Below are 17,662 nucleotides of genomic sequence, written 5' to 3'. Positions count from 1 at the left end.
CAGCGCTATTACGATCCGCAGATCGGACGCTTCCTCTCCGTCGATCCCGTCACGGCTTACGAGAAGCCGATGACGAACTTCAACCGATACGCCTACGCCTTTAACAATCCGTATCGCTTCACTGACCCGGATGGTCGCGATGGAGCGAACTTCTATACGGGCCAGTACCAGATGGCTCCGCCTGACCCAGCAACGGCAAGGGCTACGATTGGGTTGATCGCTGATTTCTTGCCGGTTATCGGCGATATCAAGGGTGTTGTTGAGGCGATCCAGAATCCCACTGTTATCAATGTGGTTGCCGCTGGCGTGGGCTTCGTTCCTATTGCTGGTGATGTTGCTGGAAAGGCCCTCAAACACGCGGACGAAGCAATATCAATGACTAAAGCCGTGGAAAAAGGGGCCGCGCACGTGGGATCAGATGCCAAGGTTGCTTTGACACCGGCTGGCAATGTGCAGTTCTCTAGTTCCACCGTCGATGCCGCTGGAAACACGGTCACAAAGAACGCTCGTTTTGATGTCAACCCAAATAGTGGTCATGTTCAGAAACAAGGCCCACATCTGAATCTTGAGACTCAAATTAAGTCCCCGTCGGGTCAAGTGACGAAGCTCCCTGACCCTCATACCCCAATCAAGCCAGAAACCATTCGGCGGGGTGACTACGAATGAGTACTCATGCACGAGAGCATATTCATGGCATCAGCGCGGCATGGGATGGAGTTGAGCTGGAGTTGACCATGACTGTCGATGCGATCTCTCGCTTCGCTTCAGTACTATCCGCAGCTGATGGCGACGCGTTCGCAATTGATTCTGTTCTCAATGTCGCACTTTCATTGACGATGATTGTCGTTGAAGTCGCCAATGGGCCTGTAAAGATATCCGTGGCCGACAACACGGTGACTATCAAAGGCGACTCCAGTGCCCTCAAGCAAATCGCGAATAATTTGTTGGGGCTAATAGTTCTCGCAGAAACGAAAGGCGTGTCCCATATGCACTTCGACCACGTATCTGACCAAGATTTAATCAGCAGTGATTCGGCAAGTTTGATTGTAAGTATCGAAGGCTAGCGGCGTCCGGGAAAAAAGGGGCCAGAGTAAATTAGCGTTTGACTCTGATCGCCCATAACAACAAAGCCCGCATCGCTGCGGGCTTTGTTGTTTGTGGGGTTGTGATGTAGAAAAACAGAAAAACAAGGACACGCACCATTCCCCATGAGTAAAACGGCACCCGCGCTGAAGTCCTGAAATCGCATCTCCTTACTTGCTACCAAAGCCCCGAACAAACCTGCGCCCACGCGCCATCCTCCCGTCCGGGCGATGGAACACGCGTCAAATCCTCAACCGGCGTTTGCCAGTTGCCTTGCCAGCCCGATCCCCTTCAACCAGCGTTGTCCCAACCGTTCGGCGGTCGCGATCAGGTCCGTCGCATCGCCCACCACCCGCCAGTAGCCAGAGCCCACCGCCTTGACCCGCATGGCCCAGCGATCCGCATCGTCATGGCAAGCCAGAGCGCGCGGCGCATCGTGCGCCATGCTGTGCTTGCCGGGCCGCAGCTGCCGGCCAGTCCATTCCACCAGGCCCACATACGCGCGCAGGCTGAGGCCCAGCGGGGTGCGGGCTGTCGCCTGCCCCAGCACAGGGCGCAGCGGACGATCCAGGTCGGCAGGCGTCAATGTGGCCAGGCGATGCCGGATGCTGGTGTGGTCGGAGACTGCCAGGGTCTCGGCCATGCCTGCCCGGACGGGGTTCAGATCCACGTAGGCCATGGCCGCCAGCAGCGCCCGTTCGTCGCACAGCACTTGGACTTTGAACCGTCCCTCCCAGAACCGGCCTTTGCAGGCATCCTCAGCATTGGCGGCGCGTGCCAGAGGTTCGGCCAGGCATTTCATCAGCCAGGAGAGATTGCTCAGGCGCTCGCGTAGTACCGTCACATAGTCCGGCTGCTGCATCAGCCGGTCGCGCTTGGCGTCACGGGCGGCCTCGGCGTCCTCGCGCGGGGGGAACAGGCGCACCCAGCGGGTGGCGACTTCGGCATCGGACCATGCAGCAGGCAGCGTTGGATCGAGCTGCAGCACCAGATGCAGGTGGTTGCTCATCACCGCATAGGCGTGGATGGCCACCGCAAAGCAGTCGGAGAGCAGGGAGATGCGTTGCTCGACCCAGGCCTTGCGATGCTCGAAGGATTGACCGGTGTAGCGATCCTGCCCGCACAGGAAGGCGCGGCGCACGCAGCGCTGGACGCAGTGGAAGGTGCCGCCGGTACCGGTGGTGATCAGCTGGGAACGGGCCGTGGTCATGGCACCAGTGTCATAGCGCGTGAATTGCGGCACTATCGGGAAACCCTGATCTGAGGGTCAGTGAAAGGGGGATTGGTGCGTGTCCTTGCTCTCCCGATGGATGGAGGGGCTCATCAGATTCAGGGCAGGGCTCGTACACTTGGCAGATGCCACGCCTGCTGCCCTCCAGCACCGAATCCACGCTCGAACGTCAGATCATCGGCGCAGTCACGCTGCTGCTACATGCTGTCCTCGCTTGGTGCCTACTGCACGTCGCAGGCCAAGGCATGACTGGTACGGGGACCGCAGAACAAGGTGATGGTGGTGCGTTGGTGGTGACGTTCATTGCGGTGCCGCGCAAGGAGACGAACCCGCAGCCGAGCCCCACAGTGCCGGTGCCGCCGGCATCCGAGCCGCCCGCCGAACATCCCGCCACCACGACCTCGCACGCCATCATTCCGAATCGTGACCCGAGCCTTGCGCGCACCCTGAGTACGACCGGCGACTACGTCACTTCAAACATGTCATCGGCGGCATCGAGCCTATCGCCTCCGCCCACGACCTCTACGGCCGGCGCCAGCAGTGCCCAAAGCGGCAGCCCAGACAATGATCTACGCGCCAGCTACCATGCCGCCTTGCGGGCCCGGATCGTCACGACCTGGCAAAGCCTCACGACCCGCGCATTTCCCTCTGGCTGCACCCTGACGCTGAATCAGAGTACAGGCGGTGCGGTCACCTCGAGCTCAGCCAATGGCTGCGCCCTATCCAGCGAAGACCGCCTGCAACTGGAGGCTGCAGCCTTAATGGCGCAGCCATTGCCGTACGCGGGTTATGAGGCGGTGTTTGCGCCTGAGCTCCACCTCTCGCTTTGACATGCCCGAGATCCTATAGACGCTTGGACCTTCGACTATTCTCGGCGCGAGGAATGCACCAACTCCACTCAATCGCAGTAGGCATGGATTATCGCTGAGCGAATACACGCGTTCGACTCACCACCCTGAATGGGCTTCTTCGACGAACTCCTGCATCGCAATGGACAACACGCGCTGCGAATCAACCGAGAGCATGTAGGCGGGCGCACGGCAGTCACGCAACGCGTGTGGCCAGTGTAGTGAGCGGTATAGCGAGTCTCTCCGCGATTGCTTCGCCTGCCTCCCACTGCCGAGAAAGCAATCGGCGAAGTGCGGCGGAGGCTTCAGTTTCAATTGGTAGGAATGATTTGCTCAGGCGCGATCCTGAAGACATTGCATGCGTACTCACCTTAGCTCAGCGCGTTGCTTGCAACTCAACTCCTTGTTTAAATTTGGATTAGTACATTCCTTCATAAGGGCGGCGATGTTTATGCGCAAGACCATCATCGCAGTGCCTGCAATGCCAGCAATGATTGCCAACGCAGCAGTCACCGTTATTCTGGAGACATGCCTGTGGTGATCCCCCGCGTGTTGTCCAGCCTTGTGCTCTGTTTGTTGGCGCTGCCGGTATCGGCGGTCACGGTGACGCGTGTCGATTTGCGGGGCACCAGCGACCAACGACTGCTCGACAACGTGCGCAGTGCGTTGTCTTTGCAAGATGCGGTGGGCAAGCGGTTGACGCACCGGCGGCTGGCGTACCTGTTGCAGCAAGCGGATGCGCAGACGCGGCAGGCCTTGGAGCCGTTTGGCTATTACGCGCCGGTCATTCGCATTCAGCGCAGTGATCGTGCCGACCCGCAGACCGTCGGTGCGCCCGACGATGACCCCGCCGCCGCCGACGCGCCGGAAACGTCGCAGGACGACGTGCTCAGCGTCAGCATCAGCATTGACCCCGGCCTCCCCGTGCAGGTGCGGGGCCGGCAAGTGGTGGTGACCGGTGCCGGTGGCGACGATGCGCAAGTCCGCGCGGCACTGGCGGCATTCGTACCGCACACGGGCGAGGTGCTTGATCACAGCCGCTACGAGGCCAGCAAAACCCGGGTCAACCGGGCGCTGGCGGCACAGGGGTATTTCGATGCCGACTTCATCATCCATCAAGTGCAGGTGACCCGCGCCGAGCACGCCGCCGATATTGACCTGCGCTGGAGCAGCGGGCCGCGCTACCGGTTGGGCGAGGTGGTGTTCACGCAGTCGCCAGCGCCGGTGTTGCGCGACGAGCTGTTGCAAAAACTGGTGGGCTGGACGCCAGGCCAGGCCTATGACGCGGCGCAGTTGGAACGCCTGCGGCGCTCGCTGGTGGCGCTGGACTATTTCGGCTTGGTGGATGTCAGCGCCACCCCGGAAACGGCGCAGGACAAACAGGTGCTGGTGCAGGTCAACCTGACCCCGGCTCCGCGCAGTATTTACAGCTATGGCCTCAGTTACGGCACCCGCAGCGGTGCCGGTTTCAGTACCGGATTTGAGCGCCGCTATTTGAATCAACGCGGGCACAAGGCGCTGGCACAAATCGATTGGGGCAACCAGCGCAAAACCGCCACCGTGCAATACCGCATACCGGCGTTTGCGTGGCGTGATGGCTGGTACAGCGCCAGCCTGCAAGCGGCCGATGAGCAGACCGACTCACTGGACAATCGCCACCTGGAATTCGTGGCTAGCCGCAGCGGGCAATACAACGAACATCTGAATCTGGTGGCCTCTGTGCATGTGCTGCGCGAGCGTTGGTCGTATTTCACCGTCAACAAGCCGGTGGGGCTGTATCAGTTTGCCAGCTTTGTATTTCCGCAGCTGCGCGCCGACTACATCAATGTGGACAACCGGATGGCCCCGCGCAGCGGTTTTGGTGGTGGCCTCACGTTACGCGGCGGCAACGGCAATGCCACAGGCTTTGTGCAGTTGCACGCCAATGCGCAGTGGTTTCATGGCTTCGATGCCGATAGCCGGCTGATTGTGCGCGGCGAAGCCGGGCGCACATTCACCGGCGACCTGCTGAATTTGCCGCCCAGCCTGCGTTATTTCGCCGGTGGCGATCGCAGCGTGCGCGGTTATGGGTGGCGTGAAATTGGCCCGCGCATTCGCAACAGCCAAGGCGACTTGTATGCCGTGGGTGCCTCCAATGTGGTGACCACCAGCATCGAGTACGAACGCTATTTGAACGGCCCGTGGGGTGCGGCGGTGTTTGTGGATAGCGGCAGTACATTTGATGGCAGGCGCGCCGACCCGCACACCGGCGTAGGCATCGGCCTGCGTTGGCGCTCGCCGGTCGGGCCGGTGCGGATTGATATTGCACGTGGCCTCAACCGCCCCGAATCGCCCTTCACCCTGCATCTGAATATCGGGGCTGATCTGTGATCCGGCGCGTCGTGTTGCGCGTGGGTGGTATCGCACTGGTGTTGCTGCTGCTGATTTCGGCCGGGGCACTGACGTGGTTGCTGGCGACCGTTGGCGGCCGTGACTTCCTATTGCGACACATCACGGCCCAGTTGCCCGCCGGCAGTACGCTGACGTGGACGCAGGCCGAGGGCCATTTGGCCGGCCCGCTGACTTTGCGGGGCGTGCAGCTGCGCATGCCAATGCAGCGGGATGGTGACTGCGTGGCAACTGCGCAGGCGGCATGCGCAATGGGCACCCTCAAATTGGATGCCGGTACCTTGACGCTGGAGGCGGCGCTGCTGCCGCTGTTGACCCGCAGCGTGCGTGTACACAGCCTGCGTCTTGCTGATGCCAGGCTGGATCTGCCGCGCGACGATTCACCTTTCAAGTTGCCGCGCTGGCCGGATGTCCTGCCCATGCTGGATGTGCCCGTGCATGTGCACGTCGATGCCATCGTCATGGATCGCCTCGCCATCGCTGAAGAAGGCGTGCCGCAAATTCTGTTGCAGCGTGTGCGCGGTGGTGTGCGGCTGGATCCGGGCGCGCTGCATATCGAACAGTTGCGCATCGACAGTGATCGCGGCCAATTCAGTGCGCAGGGTGACTATCGCCCACGCGACAACTTCCGCAGCGATGTGCGTGCCAGCGCCATATTCCCCGCCGCCACCGGGCAAACCGCCGCGCAGTTGCGCGTGTATGCCAGCGGTGACTTGGCCGCACTGGTGGTCACCGTGGATGGCCATGCACCCGCCCCGGTGCACGCCATGCTGCGCTTGCAAGGCGATACCGCCACCCCGCGCTGGCGTTTGCAAGCCAACAGCACCGCGTTGGATTTGGCCGTGCTCGCCGGCCGTGGTGAGACGTCCACCCCCTTGGCCGTGCAACTCACGGCTACCGGTGTGGGGGGCCGCGCGAACGTGCAGGGGCAGCTGCAACGGGATGACTTCAATTTGCGCGTGCTGCCTTCACAGCTCAGTTTGGAAGCCCAAACCTTGCGCGCGCACTCGCTGGTGGCGGAGGTGTTTGATGGACGCATCAGCGCCGATGGCAAGGCCGATCTGCGCGATCCCAAGCACGCCGCGTTGGCGCTGAACATCGCCGCGCGCGGTCTGCGCTGGCGTAGTCGGGATGCGCAAACCACGATCAGCGCGGATGGCGACTTCAAACTGGAAGGCACGCTGGCGCGTTGGCTGGCAACTGGCAAGGCGCAGTTGCAACGCGGCCGCGACCACGCCGTGCTGGAGCTTGATGGGTTGGGTAACCGCGACGGTGTGCAGCTGCGTAATCTGCGCATCAGTATGCCGCAGGGGCGTTTGGATGCCAGTGGGCAACTGGCATGGTCACCGGCATTGCAGTGGACGGCCAAGGCGCAATTGGCGGGTTTTGATCCTGGCTATTTCGCGCCCGATTGGCCGGGTGCGGTGAATGGCGATCTGCAAAGCCATGGCGAACTGCGGACAGGCGCGCGCGGCTTGCTGGCGCAATTGGAGGTCACTCGCTTGGGCGGCAGCTTGCGCAAACGTGCTTTGGCCGGCCAGCTGGATGTGCAAATCGATGGTGACCACTACGCGGGCAATGCCGAGCTGACACTGGGGCAAAGCAAGCTGAGCACGTACGGCAAATGGGCAGACAGCATCGAACTCGATGCGCGTTTTGACCCCCTGCAATTGCAAGACCTGCTGCCCGATGGGCGCGGCAGTGTGCGCGGCAGCGTGCACCTGCGCGGTGAGCGTGACGCGCCCGATATCACCGCCGAGCTTGTCGGCAATGGGCTGGCATTTGCCGACTATCGGGTCGCGCAGTTGAGCGCCAAGGGGCATCTGCCGTGGCGGCGTGGTTCTGGCGCGCTGGTCATCGACGCCCAAGGCCTGCACGCTGGGCTGCCGCTGCACACGCTGCACGCAGATCTGCGCGGCGCGATGGAGCGTCTGCAATGGGGCATCGATGTCAGCAGTGATAGCGGCAGCCTGAGTGCGCGTGGTGATGCGGGCAAACACGGCACGCGTTGGCAGGGAGGGGTGACGGCACTGCAATTGCAGCCCAGCATCGGCCCAGCATGGGCGTTGCAACACGCTGCGCAGTGGACGTGGGATGGGCGCAGCGCAACGCTGGCCAATGCCTGCTTGCAAGCGGTGGGCGGTGGCGGCGTGTGTGCCGACGCCGACTGGCCACGGCGCGGTGTGCAGTTGGCAGGGCACGCTTTGCCACTGACCTTGCTCACGCCGTATCTGCCCGACCGCAGTGATGGCCAGCCGTGGGCCGTACATGGTGTGCTGTCGCTGAATGCCCATCTTCAACCCGTTGGCGGCACATGGCGCGGCACCGCCACGCTGCGCTCGGACGCCGGCGGCCTGCGCAATCGGCCGCGCGCGCGCCGGGATGTGTTCAGCTACCGTGCACTGGCGGTGCAAGCTGCGTTTGACCCGCATCGTGTGGAAGCCACGCTGAGCAGCGGGCTCAATGGCAGCGGTCAACTGGATGCGCACATCGTCACCGGTTTTGATGCTTACGCACCGTTGTCCGGCAATTTGAAACTGGATACCGATGCACTGACTTGGGTTGAATTGTTCTCGCCCGATATCGTGTCGCCCACCGGCAATCTGCATGTGGATGTGCAGTTGGCCGGCACCCGCGCGAAACCGTTGTTGGGTGGGCAGGCACGCCTGCAAAAGTTTTCCACCGAACTCCCCGCGCTGGGCATCAGTCTGCACGAGGGTGACGTGCAATTGCTTGCGCAAGCCGATGGCAGCGCCCGCATCCACGGCCAAGTGGGCGCAGGAACAGGCGTGTTGCAGCTCGATGGTCAGCTGGATTGGCGCAGCGATGACACGCCGCTGCAATTGCAACTGCGCGGCAACAACCTGCTGCTGGCCGATACCCACCAACTGCGCGCAATCGCCAGCCCCGACTTGAGCCTGCGTTATCGCGCCGGGCAGCCCTTACAAATACGCGGCAGCGTCAATGTATCGGAAGCCAACATTCAGCTGGAACGGCTGGATATGGGGGTGTCACCCTCGCCTGATGTCGTGGTGTTGGATCCCGCCGATCCCACCCCTGTGGCCGCCGCCACTGCCTTGGACATGGATCTCAATTTGGTCATGGGCCAGGCCGTGCAACTGGATGGCTATGGCCTGAAAGGCACACTGGGCGGCAGCCTGCGCGTGCGTGCCACGCCCCAGCGCGACATGCTGGGCAGCGGCGCACTCGACATCGCAGGCCGCTACCGCGCTTACGGGCAAAACTTGCAGATCACCCGTGGTCGCCTGCGTTGGTCGAACACACCGGTAGATGACCCCTTGCTGGACATCCGCGCCGAACGCCAGGTGGGGGATGTCACCGCCGGCATCCGCGTGGAAGGCCGCGCCAGTGCACCGCAGGCCAGTGTGTATTCCGACCCGGCCAAGAGCGAGTCCGAAGCGTTGGCCTATCTCACCCTGGGCCGACCATTGTCGGCATTGTCCGGCAATGAAGCGCGCCAACTGGGGGCGGCCAAGGCCGCGTTGAATGCCGGTAGTGGCTTGTTGGCAGCCGAGCTGGGCGCACGCATTGGGCTGGACGATGCCGGCGTGAATGAGTCGCGCGCATTGGGCGGCGATGTGCTCAGCGTGGGCAAATATTTATCGCCCAAACTGTATGTGGGCTATGGCGTTTCACTGCTGGGAACAGGGCAAGTGATGACGCTGAAATATCTGTTGCGCAAAGGCTTCGATATTCAGATCGAATCGTCGACCATCGAAAACCGGGCATCGCTGAACTGGCGCAAGGAAAAATAGCGCCGCAACAACCGGAGCAAGATGCGCGAAATAGCCAACGCATGCGACACTCGTGCACGGGGATTGGCCAGTGTTTGAACAGTGCGGAGTCATGTGATGGCAGCAGTACCTGTGGATGCGCCGGTCACGCAATTGCTGGCGCGTGCCCGCAATGGCGATGCGCAGGCGTTGGGCACCGCTTATAGCGCCGTATACGACGAGCTCAAGCGCGCCGCCCGTGCGCAGCTGCGGCGCATGCGCGATGGCTTTCAAACCACGGCACTGGTGCACGAGGCGTATTTGAAGCTGGCCAACGGTGCGGATCTCAAAGCGGTCGATCGCAATCATTTGCTGGCGTTGTCGGCACGCGCCATGCGTCAGGTTCTGGTGGACGACGCCCGGGCGCGCAAAGCGGACAAGCGCGGCGGCGGGCAGGACGCGCTGACCCTGAGTGCAGCACAAGGCAGTGGCGAGGCGGCTGCGGTAGAAGTGCTGGCACTGGATGAATTGCTCACCGGCCTGCACAGCTTGGACGAGCGCGCCGCGCAGATTGTGGAGCTGCGTTATTTCGGCGGTTATGAAGAATCCGAAATCGCGCGGTTGCTCGACATCAGTGAACGCACCGTGCGCCGCGATTGGCGCAAGGCCCGCGCTTTTTTATTGGCGGAAATGCGGAGTTAAGCCGTCAAGTGGTCTCAGTGCGCCACCCGTGCGCCTTTTAGATGGGCCACGCCATCGACCACGTCGGTCCAGGCCAGCCATACGCCGCCGGCATCCACCGCCAGCTTGGGATAGCCGCTGGCCATGCCGCGTGCGCCCAGCTTGGCCACGGCAAAGGTCTGCAAGCGTTTGGAGAGGTCACGGGGGTAGCGTGCCAACTGCAAGGTTTGTCCGTGTGCATCTTCGTGCAGCCAGGCCACCCATACCTGCCTGGCATCAATCCCCACCGCGCTGCGGCCCAGCACATGGGCGCCGGCCTCCACAGTGACCGGTGCCAGGAAGCTATCGCCAGCGTCATGACTACGCGCCAATTGCAAATGCGGGGTGCCGCCGGCTTCGCTGTACCACAGCACCACCGCGCTATCGCCGGATGCCGCCAATGCCGGCCCGGCCACGGGGCAGCTTTCCACTTTCCAACCATCGGCATGCACCGGCTTGGGCGCTGTCCAGGCATTGTTTTCAAAGCGCGCCAGCGCAATATCGCGAACCTCGTCTGCGCTGCGGTCACGCCATGCCAGCAAGGGTCCTTTGCGGGTCATTGCCACCGCGGTCTGGCAGCAATCGCAGGTGCGCGCATCCACCACGGCATCGGTGCCGCGCTGCAAATCCAGCGTGAACAGATTGCTGCGCAATTGCATTGCGCCCATCGCGTGCTGTGCTGCAGTGCCCGCGCCCATCGCCGCTTGGTCGCGCCCGTCCAGCCACGCAATGCCGGCACTATTGCTGCCATTCGGCCAGAGTGCGGCAAATCCGTGTTCGGCCGGCTTGCCATCGCTGTTGACGCGGGTGATCTGGTCCCAGTTCATGCCGCCGTCTTTTGAGCGCGCCAGCACCGTGTCATAGCCAGAGGGGCTGTCAGGTTGGGTCTGCAACCACTGCATCCACAGTGCGCCATCGGGGGTGGCCAGCAGGTGCGGGGTGTCCCCAGCATTGGCCAGCAGCGCATTGCCCACCGCCACGGTGCGCGGTTGGCTTTGCCAGCCGGTAGCTTCGGTGTACGAGGCAAATTGCAAGGCGTTGCGGCGGCCTTGGGTGCGGTTGATCCAACTCAGCAGCACACGTCCGCCGGATGCGGTTTGCAAGTCCGGAGCCATCGAGCCGGCTTCGGCGGGAAGCACCCAGGTCTGCACGCTGTAGCCGGCATTGGCGGGTTTGCTGGGGGGCGTGTCGCGCTTGCAGCCGGTGAAGGCGGTCAGGGCGATGGCGAGGACGAGCAGGTTGCGAAGTGTCATCGGCAAAGAATACGCCTGTCAGCCCGAAATACCGCTGCGTGAATCGACGTGTCGGGGATGGGGTATTCGCTACGCGGCTCGAACTGCCGCTGCGTGAATCGACGTGCCGGGGATGGGGCATTCACTACCCGGCTCGAACTGCCGCTGCGTGAATCGACATGTCAGGGATGGGGCATTCACTACGCGGCTCGAAATGCCGCTGCGTGAACACCCCATCCCTGACATGCCTGTGTGTCGTTTTTTTACGCCGCCCGTTCGCGGCGGGCGCGTTCCAGGTGCACCAACAGCAGCGAAATCGCCGCTGGCGTCACCCCGGGGATACGCTGCGCTTGGCCCACGGTTTGCGGCTGTACGCGCTGCAGCTTTTGCAGGACTTCGGCGGAGAGGCCGCGCACGTGGGCGTAGTCGAAGTGGGTGGGGATGGTGGTGGCTTCGTTGCGCTGTTGGCGGGCGATCTCATCGCGCTGGCGGTTCAGATAGCCGGCGTATTTGGTTTCAATTTCGACTTGTTCGGCCACTTTTGCATCGTCCACGGCGGGGCCGAATTCAGGCACGTGCAGCAGGCGCGAGTAATCGAGTTCCGGGCGGCGCAGCAAATCCAATGCATTGTTTTCACGGCTGACTTCAATCCCAAGGTCGCGTGCCAATGCGGCGCCCAGTGCGTTATTGGGTGCTGCCCACAGGCTGGACAGGCGTGCGGTTTCGGCGGCCACCGCGTCACGCTTGCGTGAAAATGCCTGCCAGCGCGCTTCATCCACCAGGCCCAGTGCATGGCCAATGGGCGTGAGCCGGGTATCGGCATTGTCTTCGCGCAATTGCAGGCGGTACTCGGCGCGGCTGGTGAACATGCGGTATGGCTCGCTGGTGCCGTGGGTGATCAGGTCATCCACCAATACGCCCAGATACGCTTCATCGCGGCGCAGAGTGCAGGCGTCTTGTTGTCGCACAAAGCGCGCCGCATTCACGCCAGCCAACAAGCCTTGCGCAGCGGCCTCTTCGTAGCCGGTGGTGCCGTTGATCTGGCCGGCAAAAAACAGCCCGGCCACCGCCTTGGTTTCCAGTGAGGCTTTGAGCCCGCGTGGGTCGAAGAAATCGTATTCGATGGCATATCCGGGGCGGGTGATATGCGCGTGTTCGAAGCCGCGAATGCTGCGTACCAGATCCAATTGCACATCGAACGGCAGCGAAGTACTGATGCCATTGGGGTAGATTTCGGTGACCGACAAGCCTTCGGGTTCGACAAAAATCTGATGGCTGGCTTTCTCGGCAAAACGCACGACCTTGTCTTCAATCGACGGGCAATAGCGCGGGCCGATGCCTTCGATCTGGCCGGAATACAACGGGCTGCGGTGCAGGGCATCCCGAATGATTTGATGCGTGCGCTCGCAGGTATCGGTGATCCAGCAGCTCACTTGCGCAGGTTGATCGGCATGGCTGCCCATGAACGACATCACCGGGCGTGGGTCATCGCCGGGCTGTTCGCTCATCACCGAATAATCCAAGGTGCGGCCGTCAATCCGTGGCGGCGTGCCGGTCTTGAGCCGGTCCACCACAAAGCGGCCCTCGCGCAGTTTGTGCGCCAATGCGGTGGCCGGTGCGTCGCCCATGCGCCCGGCGGCGTATTGGGTTTGCCCGATATGGATTTTGCCGGCCAAAAACGTGCCTGCGGTCAGCACGACGGCGGGGGCTGCGAAGGTCAGGCCGGTTTGCGTGATCGCACCGCGCACGGCGTCATTGACGATCACCAGATCATCGACGGCGGCTTGAAATACGGTGAGGTTGGGCTGTGTCTCCACCGTGCGCCGGATGAAGCTGCGATACAGCGCGCGGTCGGCTTGGCAGCGCGTTGCACGCACGGCTGGCCCCTTCGACGCATTGAGCACGCGCCACTGGATGCCGGCCGCATCGGCGGCCTTGCCCATGATGCCGCCGAGCGCGTCGATTTCCTTGACCAGATGGCCTTTCCCAATCCCGCCAATCGCCGGGTTGCAACTCATTGCACCCACGGTTTCGATATTGTGGGTGAGCAGCAAGGTGCGCGCACCGGTGCGGGCAGAGGCCAGTGCGGCTTCGGTGCCGGCATGGCCGCCACCAATCACGATGACATCGAAGGCGTAGAAGGACGTGTTCATCGGGCAATTATCGCGCGCAAATGCGCCTGGGCTGGGTTTTGAAAAGTTGGCACGCTTCCTGCTTTATCCTCATCAGCACTCGCTGTGGCACGCCGCAAGGTGATGATCGGACTGAACAGGGGCCGATCCTGCGCATAACGAGGACGCTACGAGGGCCGGGTGTCGGGGGACATCCGGCCCTCTTTTTTTATGCGTGCTGCTGTTGTTGGTGCGCTGAAGCTGCACCGCCACTGCGTCTGCAAGTGGTCGTCGCTGACATGCATGGGGGATGCGTGCAGGAAAGTGTCGGTGCCCGCAGGACGGGCGGAACAGGGGGGATCCGGAAAGTCCTGCAAGGCACCGACGCGCGTAGAGTAGCGCGATCTGGCGTGAAGTGACGCAGAAAGTCACAGGCTGGCCCAACTTCGATTCAGCTTGTGCAAGCGATCACGTTTTTGTGTTTTCCGTACGCATCGTCGATGCACCGCATTGAAATTGGCGCCGCGCAGATCTGTGTACAACGCGGCCAATCACCAGCTGGCGCGTTAGCATGCGCTGAATGAATGCTTCCGATAGCCGTGCCCCACTTCCCGCGTTTGCCGATGTGCAAACCGCCGCCGCCCGCATCGCACCGTATGCGCATGTGACGCCCGTGCTGCACTCGCGCGCGCTGGATGCGATGACTGGCGCAAGCCTGTACTTCAAAGCCGAACACTTGCAGCGCGTGGGTGCATTCAAGTTTCGCGGCGCGTGCAATGCGGTGTGGTCACTCACCGCTGCGCAAGCCGCATGTGGGGTGGTGACGCATTCTTCCGGCAATCACGGGGCAGCGCTGGCGCTGGCGGCGCAGCTGCGCGGGATTGCCTGCCATGTGGTGGTACCGGACGGTGCGGTGGCGGCCAAGGTGGCGGCGATAGCGCACTACGGCGCTCAGTTGCATCGCTGCGCAGCGACGCTTGCGGCACGCGAGGCGATGTGTGCGCAGGTGCAAGCCACAACTGGCGGCAACAGCGTGCATCCCTATACCGATCCGCGCGTGATTGCCGGGCAAGGCACCGCCGCATTGGAGTTGTTGACCGCGCAACCAGGGTTGGACGCACTGGTGGTGCCATTGGGGGGTGGTGGTTTGGCGGCAGGTACGGCATTGGCGATGCGCGCACTGGCCCCGCACTGCCGCTTGTATCTGGCCGAACCTGCCGGCGCTGCCGACGGTGCACGATCGTTTGCTGCCGGTGCGCTGGATCACGCGGGGATTCCGGACACCATTTGCGATGGCTTGCGTGGCACGCTGGGCGCGATCAATTTCGAAATCCTGCGTGCCTGCGATGCGCAGGTATTGACGGTGGATGATGTCCAGGCCGTGGCCGCGCTGCGCTTGCTGTGGTCGCGCACCAAACAACTGGTCGAGCCGTCATCGGCCACCGTATTGGCGGCGGTGTTGGCGCACCCCGCAGTCTTCGCGGGGCGCAAGGTGGGCGTTATTTTGTCGGGCGGGAATGTGGATTTGGACGCACTGCCGGGATTGCTGGCGGCCGGCTAACGCCCACGCTCGCTACGCAGTGCTTGCACGTCACGTTGATCCCGCGCCGCTTCGTGTGCCACCACCCAAGCAAACAGTGCAATTCCGGCGACCACCAGCAGTCCGCCGAACAAGGCTTGTCCATGCGGCCACGGTTCGCCAAGGAACATCACCCCCAGCAGTGCGGCAAAGACCACTTCCGATGCCTGCATGGCCTCCACTGCGCCCAGCGCGGTGGGATTGCTGCGAACCATGCCACTGGCATGGAAAAACAGAATGGTGGCGGCCACACCGGAGACCAATGCCACCACAAAGATCGCTTCCATTTGCGCAGCAGGCGGTGGCCCCGCTTGCGTCCATGCCCATAGTGCCAGTGCCCACCATGCCGGTTGGCTGGCCAAGGTCATTCCGAAGACGCGCTGGGTGGCATTGAGGGGTTCACCACGCCGTTCCAAATGCAGCAACAGGCCACGGTTGCCCAGTGGATAAGCAAACGCACTGACCAGTACGCAGGCCAGAGCCAGCCATGCGGAAGGCGTCAAGGTCCCATGCGCATTGCCAAATTGCATCAGTAGCACGCCCGTCACAATCAGCACGCCCACCGCAAATCCAGTACGTGGGATGCGCGCCCGTGCATCGCGATACAACAGGGGCGCACACAACATGCCCGCCACCACCGTCATCTGGAAACTGCCGGCCACCAGCCACGACGGGCCACTGGCCGCGGCCGCGCTGAGCAGTCCATAGAACAGGGCAAAGCCGACACTGCTCCAGCCCAGCCATGCACCCGGCGCGGCGCGGAGCGAACGCCACACGGGGGCAATGCCGCCCTGCCAATGCATCAGCGGCAACAGTAGCGGCAGCATGAACAAGTAGCGCAGCGCGGCAGTCCATGCCCAATGCCCGCCACCCACCGCCACCGCGCGGTTGAGCACATAGGTACTGGTGAATAACAATGCTGCCAACAGCGACAGTCCTACCGCACGGAGGACGTGGTGTTGCGCGCTCATCCGCGCCTGCGAATCGGAATGTTCGCGACCGGCACCGCCACCAAATCCGCACCGCCTTCGCGGATCGGCGCACCAGGTTCCGGTGCCCACGCCATCGCGCTGATGATTTCCCACGTGGCCGGCAGTCCCGCCGGTGTGCGATGCGCTTCGTAGGCCGTGGCCGCTGCGGCAAACCGCCCGCGCCCGGTCAGGCTGCTGCGGCGGTTGGCCAACGCATTGGTGGCACCCAGCGCGCGCAATTCGTGCATCAGGGCCGTCAGCTGCGGGTAGTGGGTGATGTCTTCCTCGCGATCGACCACCGGCTGAAAGAAGCCGGCGTTGACCAGGGCATCGCCCATCCCGGCGATGTCCACAAACGGGCTGACATGCGGCGCGGCATCGGCGTAGGCAAACGCGTTGCGCAGTTCCCACAAGGTTTCCGGGCCAAACGTTGAGAACAGCAGCAAACCCTGCGGCCTGAGCGCCCGCCGGAAGCCATTGAGCACCGCGCCCAAATCTTCCACCCATTGCAGGCACAAGTTGGAGAAAATCACATCCACACTGCCTTCGGCCAACGGCAGCGCACGCGCATCGGCACACAAGGGCTGCGGCACTTGCACAAACGGGTTCCAGCGTCTGCAGGCGGCGCGGGTGTGCTGCAACATCGGCAGCGCCAAATCCATCGACAGGATCTGTGCTTTGGGCCAGCGTTTTTGCAGCGCCACGCTGGCCGCACCGGTGCCGCAGCCCAAGTCCAACACCCGCTGTGGCGGCTTGCGCGCCAGTGCCGGGTCATCCAGATAATCCAGTGACTCCAGCAATCGTGCCTGTGCATTGCGCTGCACATGGGCGGCGGCGTCATAACTGGCGGCCGCACGCGAAAATGCACGCCGCACTTGCTTGGCATCAAATAGCGAATCGTTCATCAGGCGTGCTTCAATGACGCGTGGCCGGCGCTTGCAAGAAACGCCATCAATGCGTCTGCCACTGTATTTGCATGGGTCAGGAATGGCGCATGCCCGGCATGTTCTATGGGTACGAATTGCGCCAACCGGGACTGCGCCGCACTGGCCTGCATCGCCGCTGGGTTGACCAAGCGGTCGCGTCGGCCAGCGAGCCACAGGCTGGGCACCGCCAGTGCCGGCAATGCGTCACGCAAATCACTCTGCTCCAGCAGCTGCAAGCCTTCCGCCAACACCCGTGGTGACGGTTCGCCGCGCGTCAGCACCGCATCGCGCAGCAGCTTGAGTTCTTCGCGCATATGGTCAGAGCCAAACGCTTCCAGTGCGATGAAGCGGTCAATCGTGGCGCGCCAATCACTGCGCAGGCCGGCTTCGAAACCGGTGAACACGTCACGCGCCATGCCGTGTGGCCAAGTGTCACTCAGCACAAACTTGGGGGTGGCGCACAGCATCGCCAGTGCCGGCACACGCGCCGGTTGCGTGGCCGCTGCATGCAGTGCCAATAACCCCCCTAGCGACCAACCACACCACGGCGCAGCTGGCACCACCGCCAGCACCGCCTGCACGCAGGCATCCAGCTGCAAAGGCACACCGCAATCCCGGCTATGCCCGTGGCCGGGCAGATCCACCACGTGCAAGGTGTGGTGTTCACGCAGCGCTTGCACCAACGGCGCGAAAATACCGCCGTGCATCGCCCAGCCGTGCAGCAGGATCAGGGGGGGGCCGTGGCCTGTGATGTCAACGGACAGCTGGGTCATGATGGGGTTTTGCGTTGTGGCCAAAGGCGCAACAGCGTAGATAGCCGATGACGGTAAACGCGCATT

Annotated in this window: 13 protein-coding genes; 7 read left to right on the top strand and 6 right to left on the bottom strand. The window is 62.8% G+C overall.

All coding sequences use genetic code 11. From position 1 onward, the window contains the following. Nucleotides 1–666 (top strand): RHS repeat-associated core domain-containing protein (locus tag QWB57_RS11385; protein WP_288969618.1); only part of this gene is annotated, 666 nt, incomplete at its 5' end. After that, a complete protein-coding gene (locus tag QWB57_RS11380; protein ID WP_223629726.1) occupies nucleotides 663–1,064 on the top strand; it encodes a hypothetical protein in 402 nt (133 codons plus the stop codon). The genes QWB57_RS11385 and QWB57_RS11380, both read left to right, overlap by 4 nt. 269 nt (nucleotides 1,065–1,333) lie before the next feature. On the opposite strand, the gene QWB57_RS11375 is transcribed toward QWB57_RS11380, so the two are convergent. Further along, entirely contained in the window at nucleotides 1,334–2,293 is a 960-nt protein-coding gene (locus tag QWB57_RS11375; protein WP_223629725.1) for a hypothetical protein, read from the bottom strand. Between the two features lie 146 nt (nucleotides 2,294–2,439). On the opposite strand from QWB57_RS11375, the gene QWB57_RS11370 reads away from it, so the two are divergent. From QWB57_RS11370 to QWB57_RS11355, 4 genes are all read left to right on the top strand, one after another. Next, nucleotides 2,440–3,144 (top strand): hypothetical protein, encoded by a 705-nt coding sequence (locus tag QWB57_RS11370; protein WP_223629724.1) that lies wholly within the window; start codon nucleotides 2,440–2,442, stop codon nucleotides 3,142–3,144. A 546-nt stretch (nucleotides 3,145–3,690) separates the two neighbouring features. Next, nucleotides 3,691–5,532 (top strand): autotransporter assembly complex family protein, encoded by a 1,842-nt coding sequence (locus tag QWB57_RS11365; protein ID WP_288969615.1) that lies wholly within the window; start codon nucleotides 3,691–3,693, stop codon nucleotides 5,530–5,532. After that, complete coding sequence (locus tag QWB57_RS11360) at nucleotides 5,529–9,326, top strand: translocation/assembly module TamB domain-containing protein (protein WP_288969613.1); 3,798 nt, start codon at nucleotides 5,529–5,531, stop codon at nucleotides 9,324–9,326. Before QWB57_RS11365 ends, QWB57_RS11360 begins: the two co-directional genes overlap by 4 nt. Nucleotides 9,327–9,422: 96 nt before the next feature. Then, the gene (locus QWB57_RS11355; protein ID WP_223629721.1) at nucleotides 9,423–9,986 is read left to right on the top strand and encodes an ECF-type sigma factor; all 564 of its coding nucleotides are present in this window, start codon (nucleotides 9,423–9,425) and stop codon (nucleotides 9,984–9,986) included. Between the two features lie 14 nt (nucleotides 9,987–10,000). Here the strand turns inward: QWB57_RS11355 and QWB57_RS11350 are convergent, their stop codons facing one another. Together QWB57_RS11350 and mnmG are read right to left on the bottom strand one after the other, a co-directional pair. Beyond that, the gene (locus QWB57_RS11350) at nucleotides 10,001–11,257 is read right to left on the bottom strand and encodes a sialidase family protein (protein WP_223629720.1); all 1,257 of its coding nucleotides are present in this window, start codon (nucleotides 11,255–11,257) and stop codon (nucleotides 10,001–10,003) included. A gap of 242 nt (nucleotides 11,258–11,499) precedes the next feature. Then, the gene (gene mnmG, locus QWB57_RS11345; protein ID WP_223629719.1) at nucleotides 11,500–13,389 is read right to left on the bottom strand and encodes a tRNA uridine-5-carboxymethylaminomethyl(34) synthesis enzyme MnmG; all 1,890 of its coding nucleotides are present in this window, start codon (nucleotides 13,387–13,389) and stop codon (nucleotides 11,500–11,502) included. Nucleotides 13,390–13,927: 538 nt separating this feature from the next. Here mnmG and QWB57_RS11340 point away from each other — a divergent pair. Continuing rightward, nucleotides 13,928–14,908 carry a pyridoxal-phosphate dependent enzyme gene (locus tag QWB57_RS11340; protein ID WP_223629718.1) on the top strand — a complete coding sequence of 327 codons (981 nt, stop codon included), beginning with the start codon at nucleotides 13,928–13,930 and terminating at the stop codon, nucleotides 14,906–14,908. Here the strand turns inward: QWB57_RS11340 and QWB57_RS11335 are convergent. Genes QWB57_RS11335 through bioH form a run of 3 tightly spaced genes read right to left on the bottom strand, consistent with a single transcriptional unit; the run spans nucleotide 14,905 to nucleotide 17,587 of the window. After that, a complete protein-coding gene (locus tag QWB57_RS11335) occupies nucleotides 14,905–15,897 on the bottom strand; it encodes a multidrug resistance efflux transporter family protein (RefSeq protein ID WP_288969611.1) in 993 nt (330 codons plus the stop codon). The genes QWB57_RS11340 and QWB57_RS11335 overlap by 4 nt on opposite strands. After that, on the bottom strand, nucleotides 15,894–16,802 hold the full coding sequence (bioC, locus tag QWB57_RS11330; RefSeq protein ID WP_288969609.1) for a malonyl-ACP O-methyltransferase BioC: 909 nt from the start codon (nucleotides 16,800–16,802) through the stop codon (nucleotides 15,894–15,896). Before bioC ends, QWB57_RS11335 begins: the two co-directional genes overlap by 4 nt. After that, entirely contained in the window at nucleotides 16,802–17,587 is a 786-nt protein-coding gene (gene bioH, locus QWB57_RS11325; protein WP_223629736.1) for a pimeloyl-ACP methyl ester esterase BioH, read from the bottom strand. Before bioH ends, bioC begins: the two co-directional genes overlap by 1 nt. Nucleotides 17,588–17,662 lie beyond the last annotated feature (75 nt).

The organism is uncultured Thermomonas sp. (assembly GCF_937872235.1).
In the GTDB taxonomy this organism is placed as follows: Bacteria; Pseudomonadota; Gammaproteobacteria; order Xanthomonadales; family Xanthomonadaceae; genus Thermomonas; species Thermomonas beijingensis.
The sequence above is the reverse complement of the archived record's forward strand: the minus strand, read 5'-3'. Positions and strand labels throughout refer to the sequence as shown.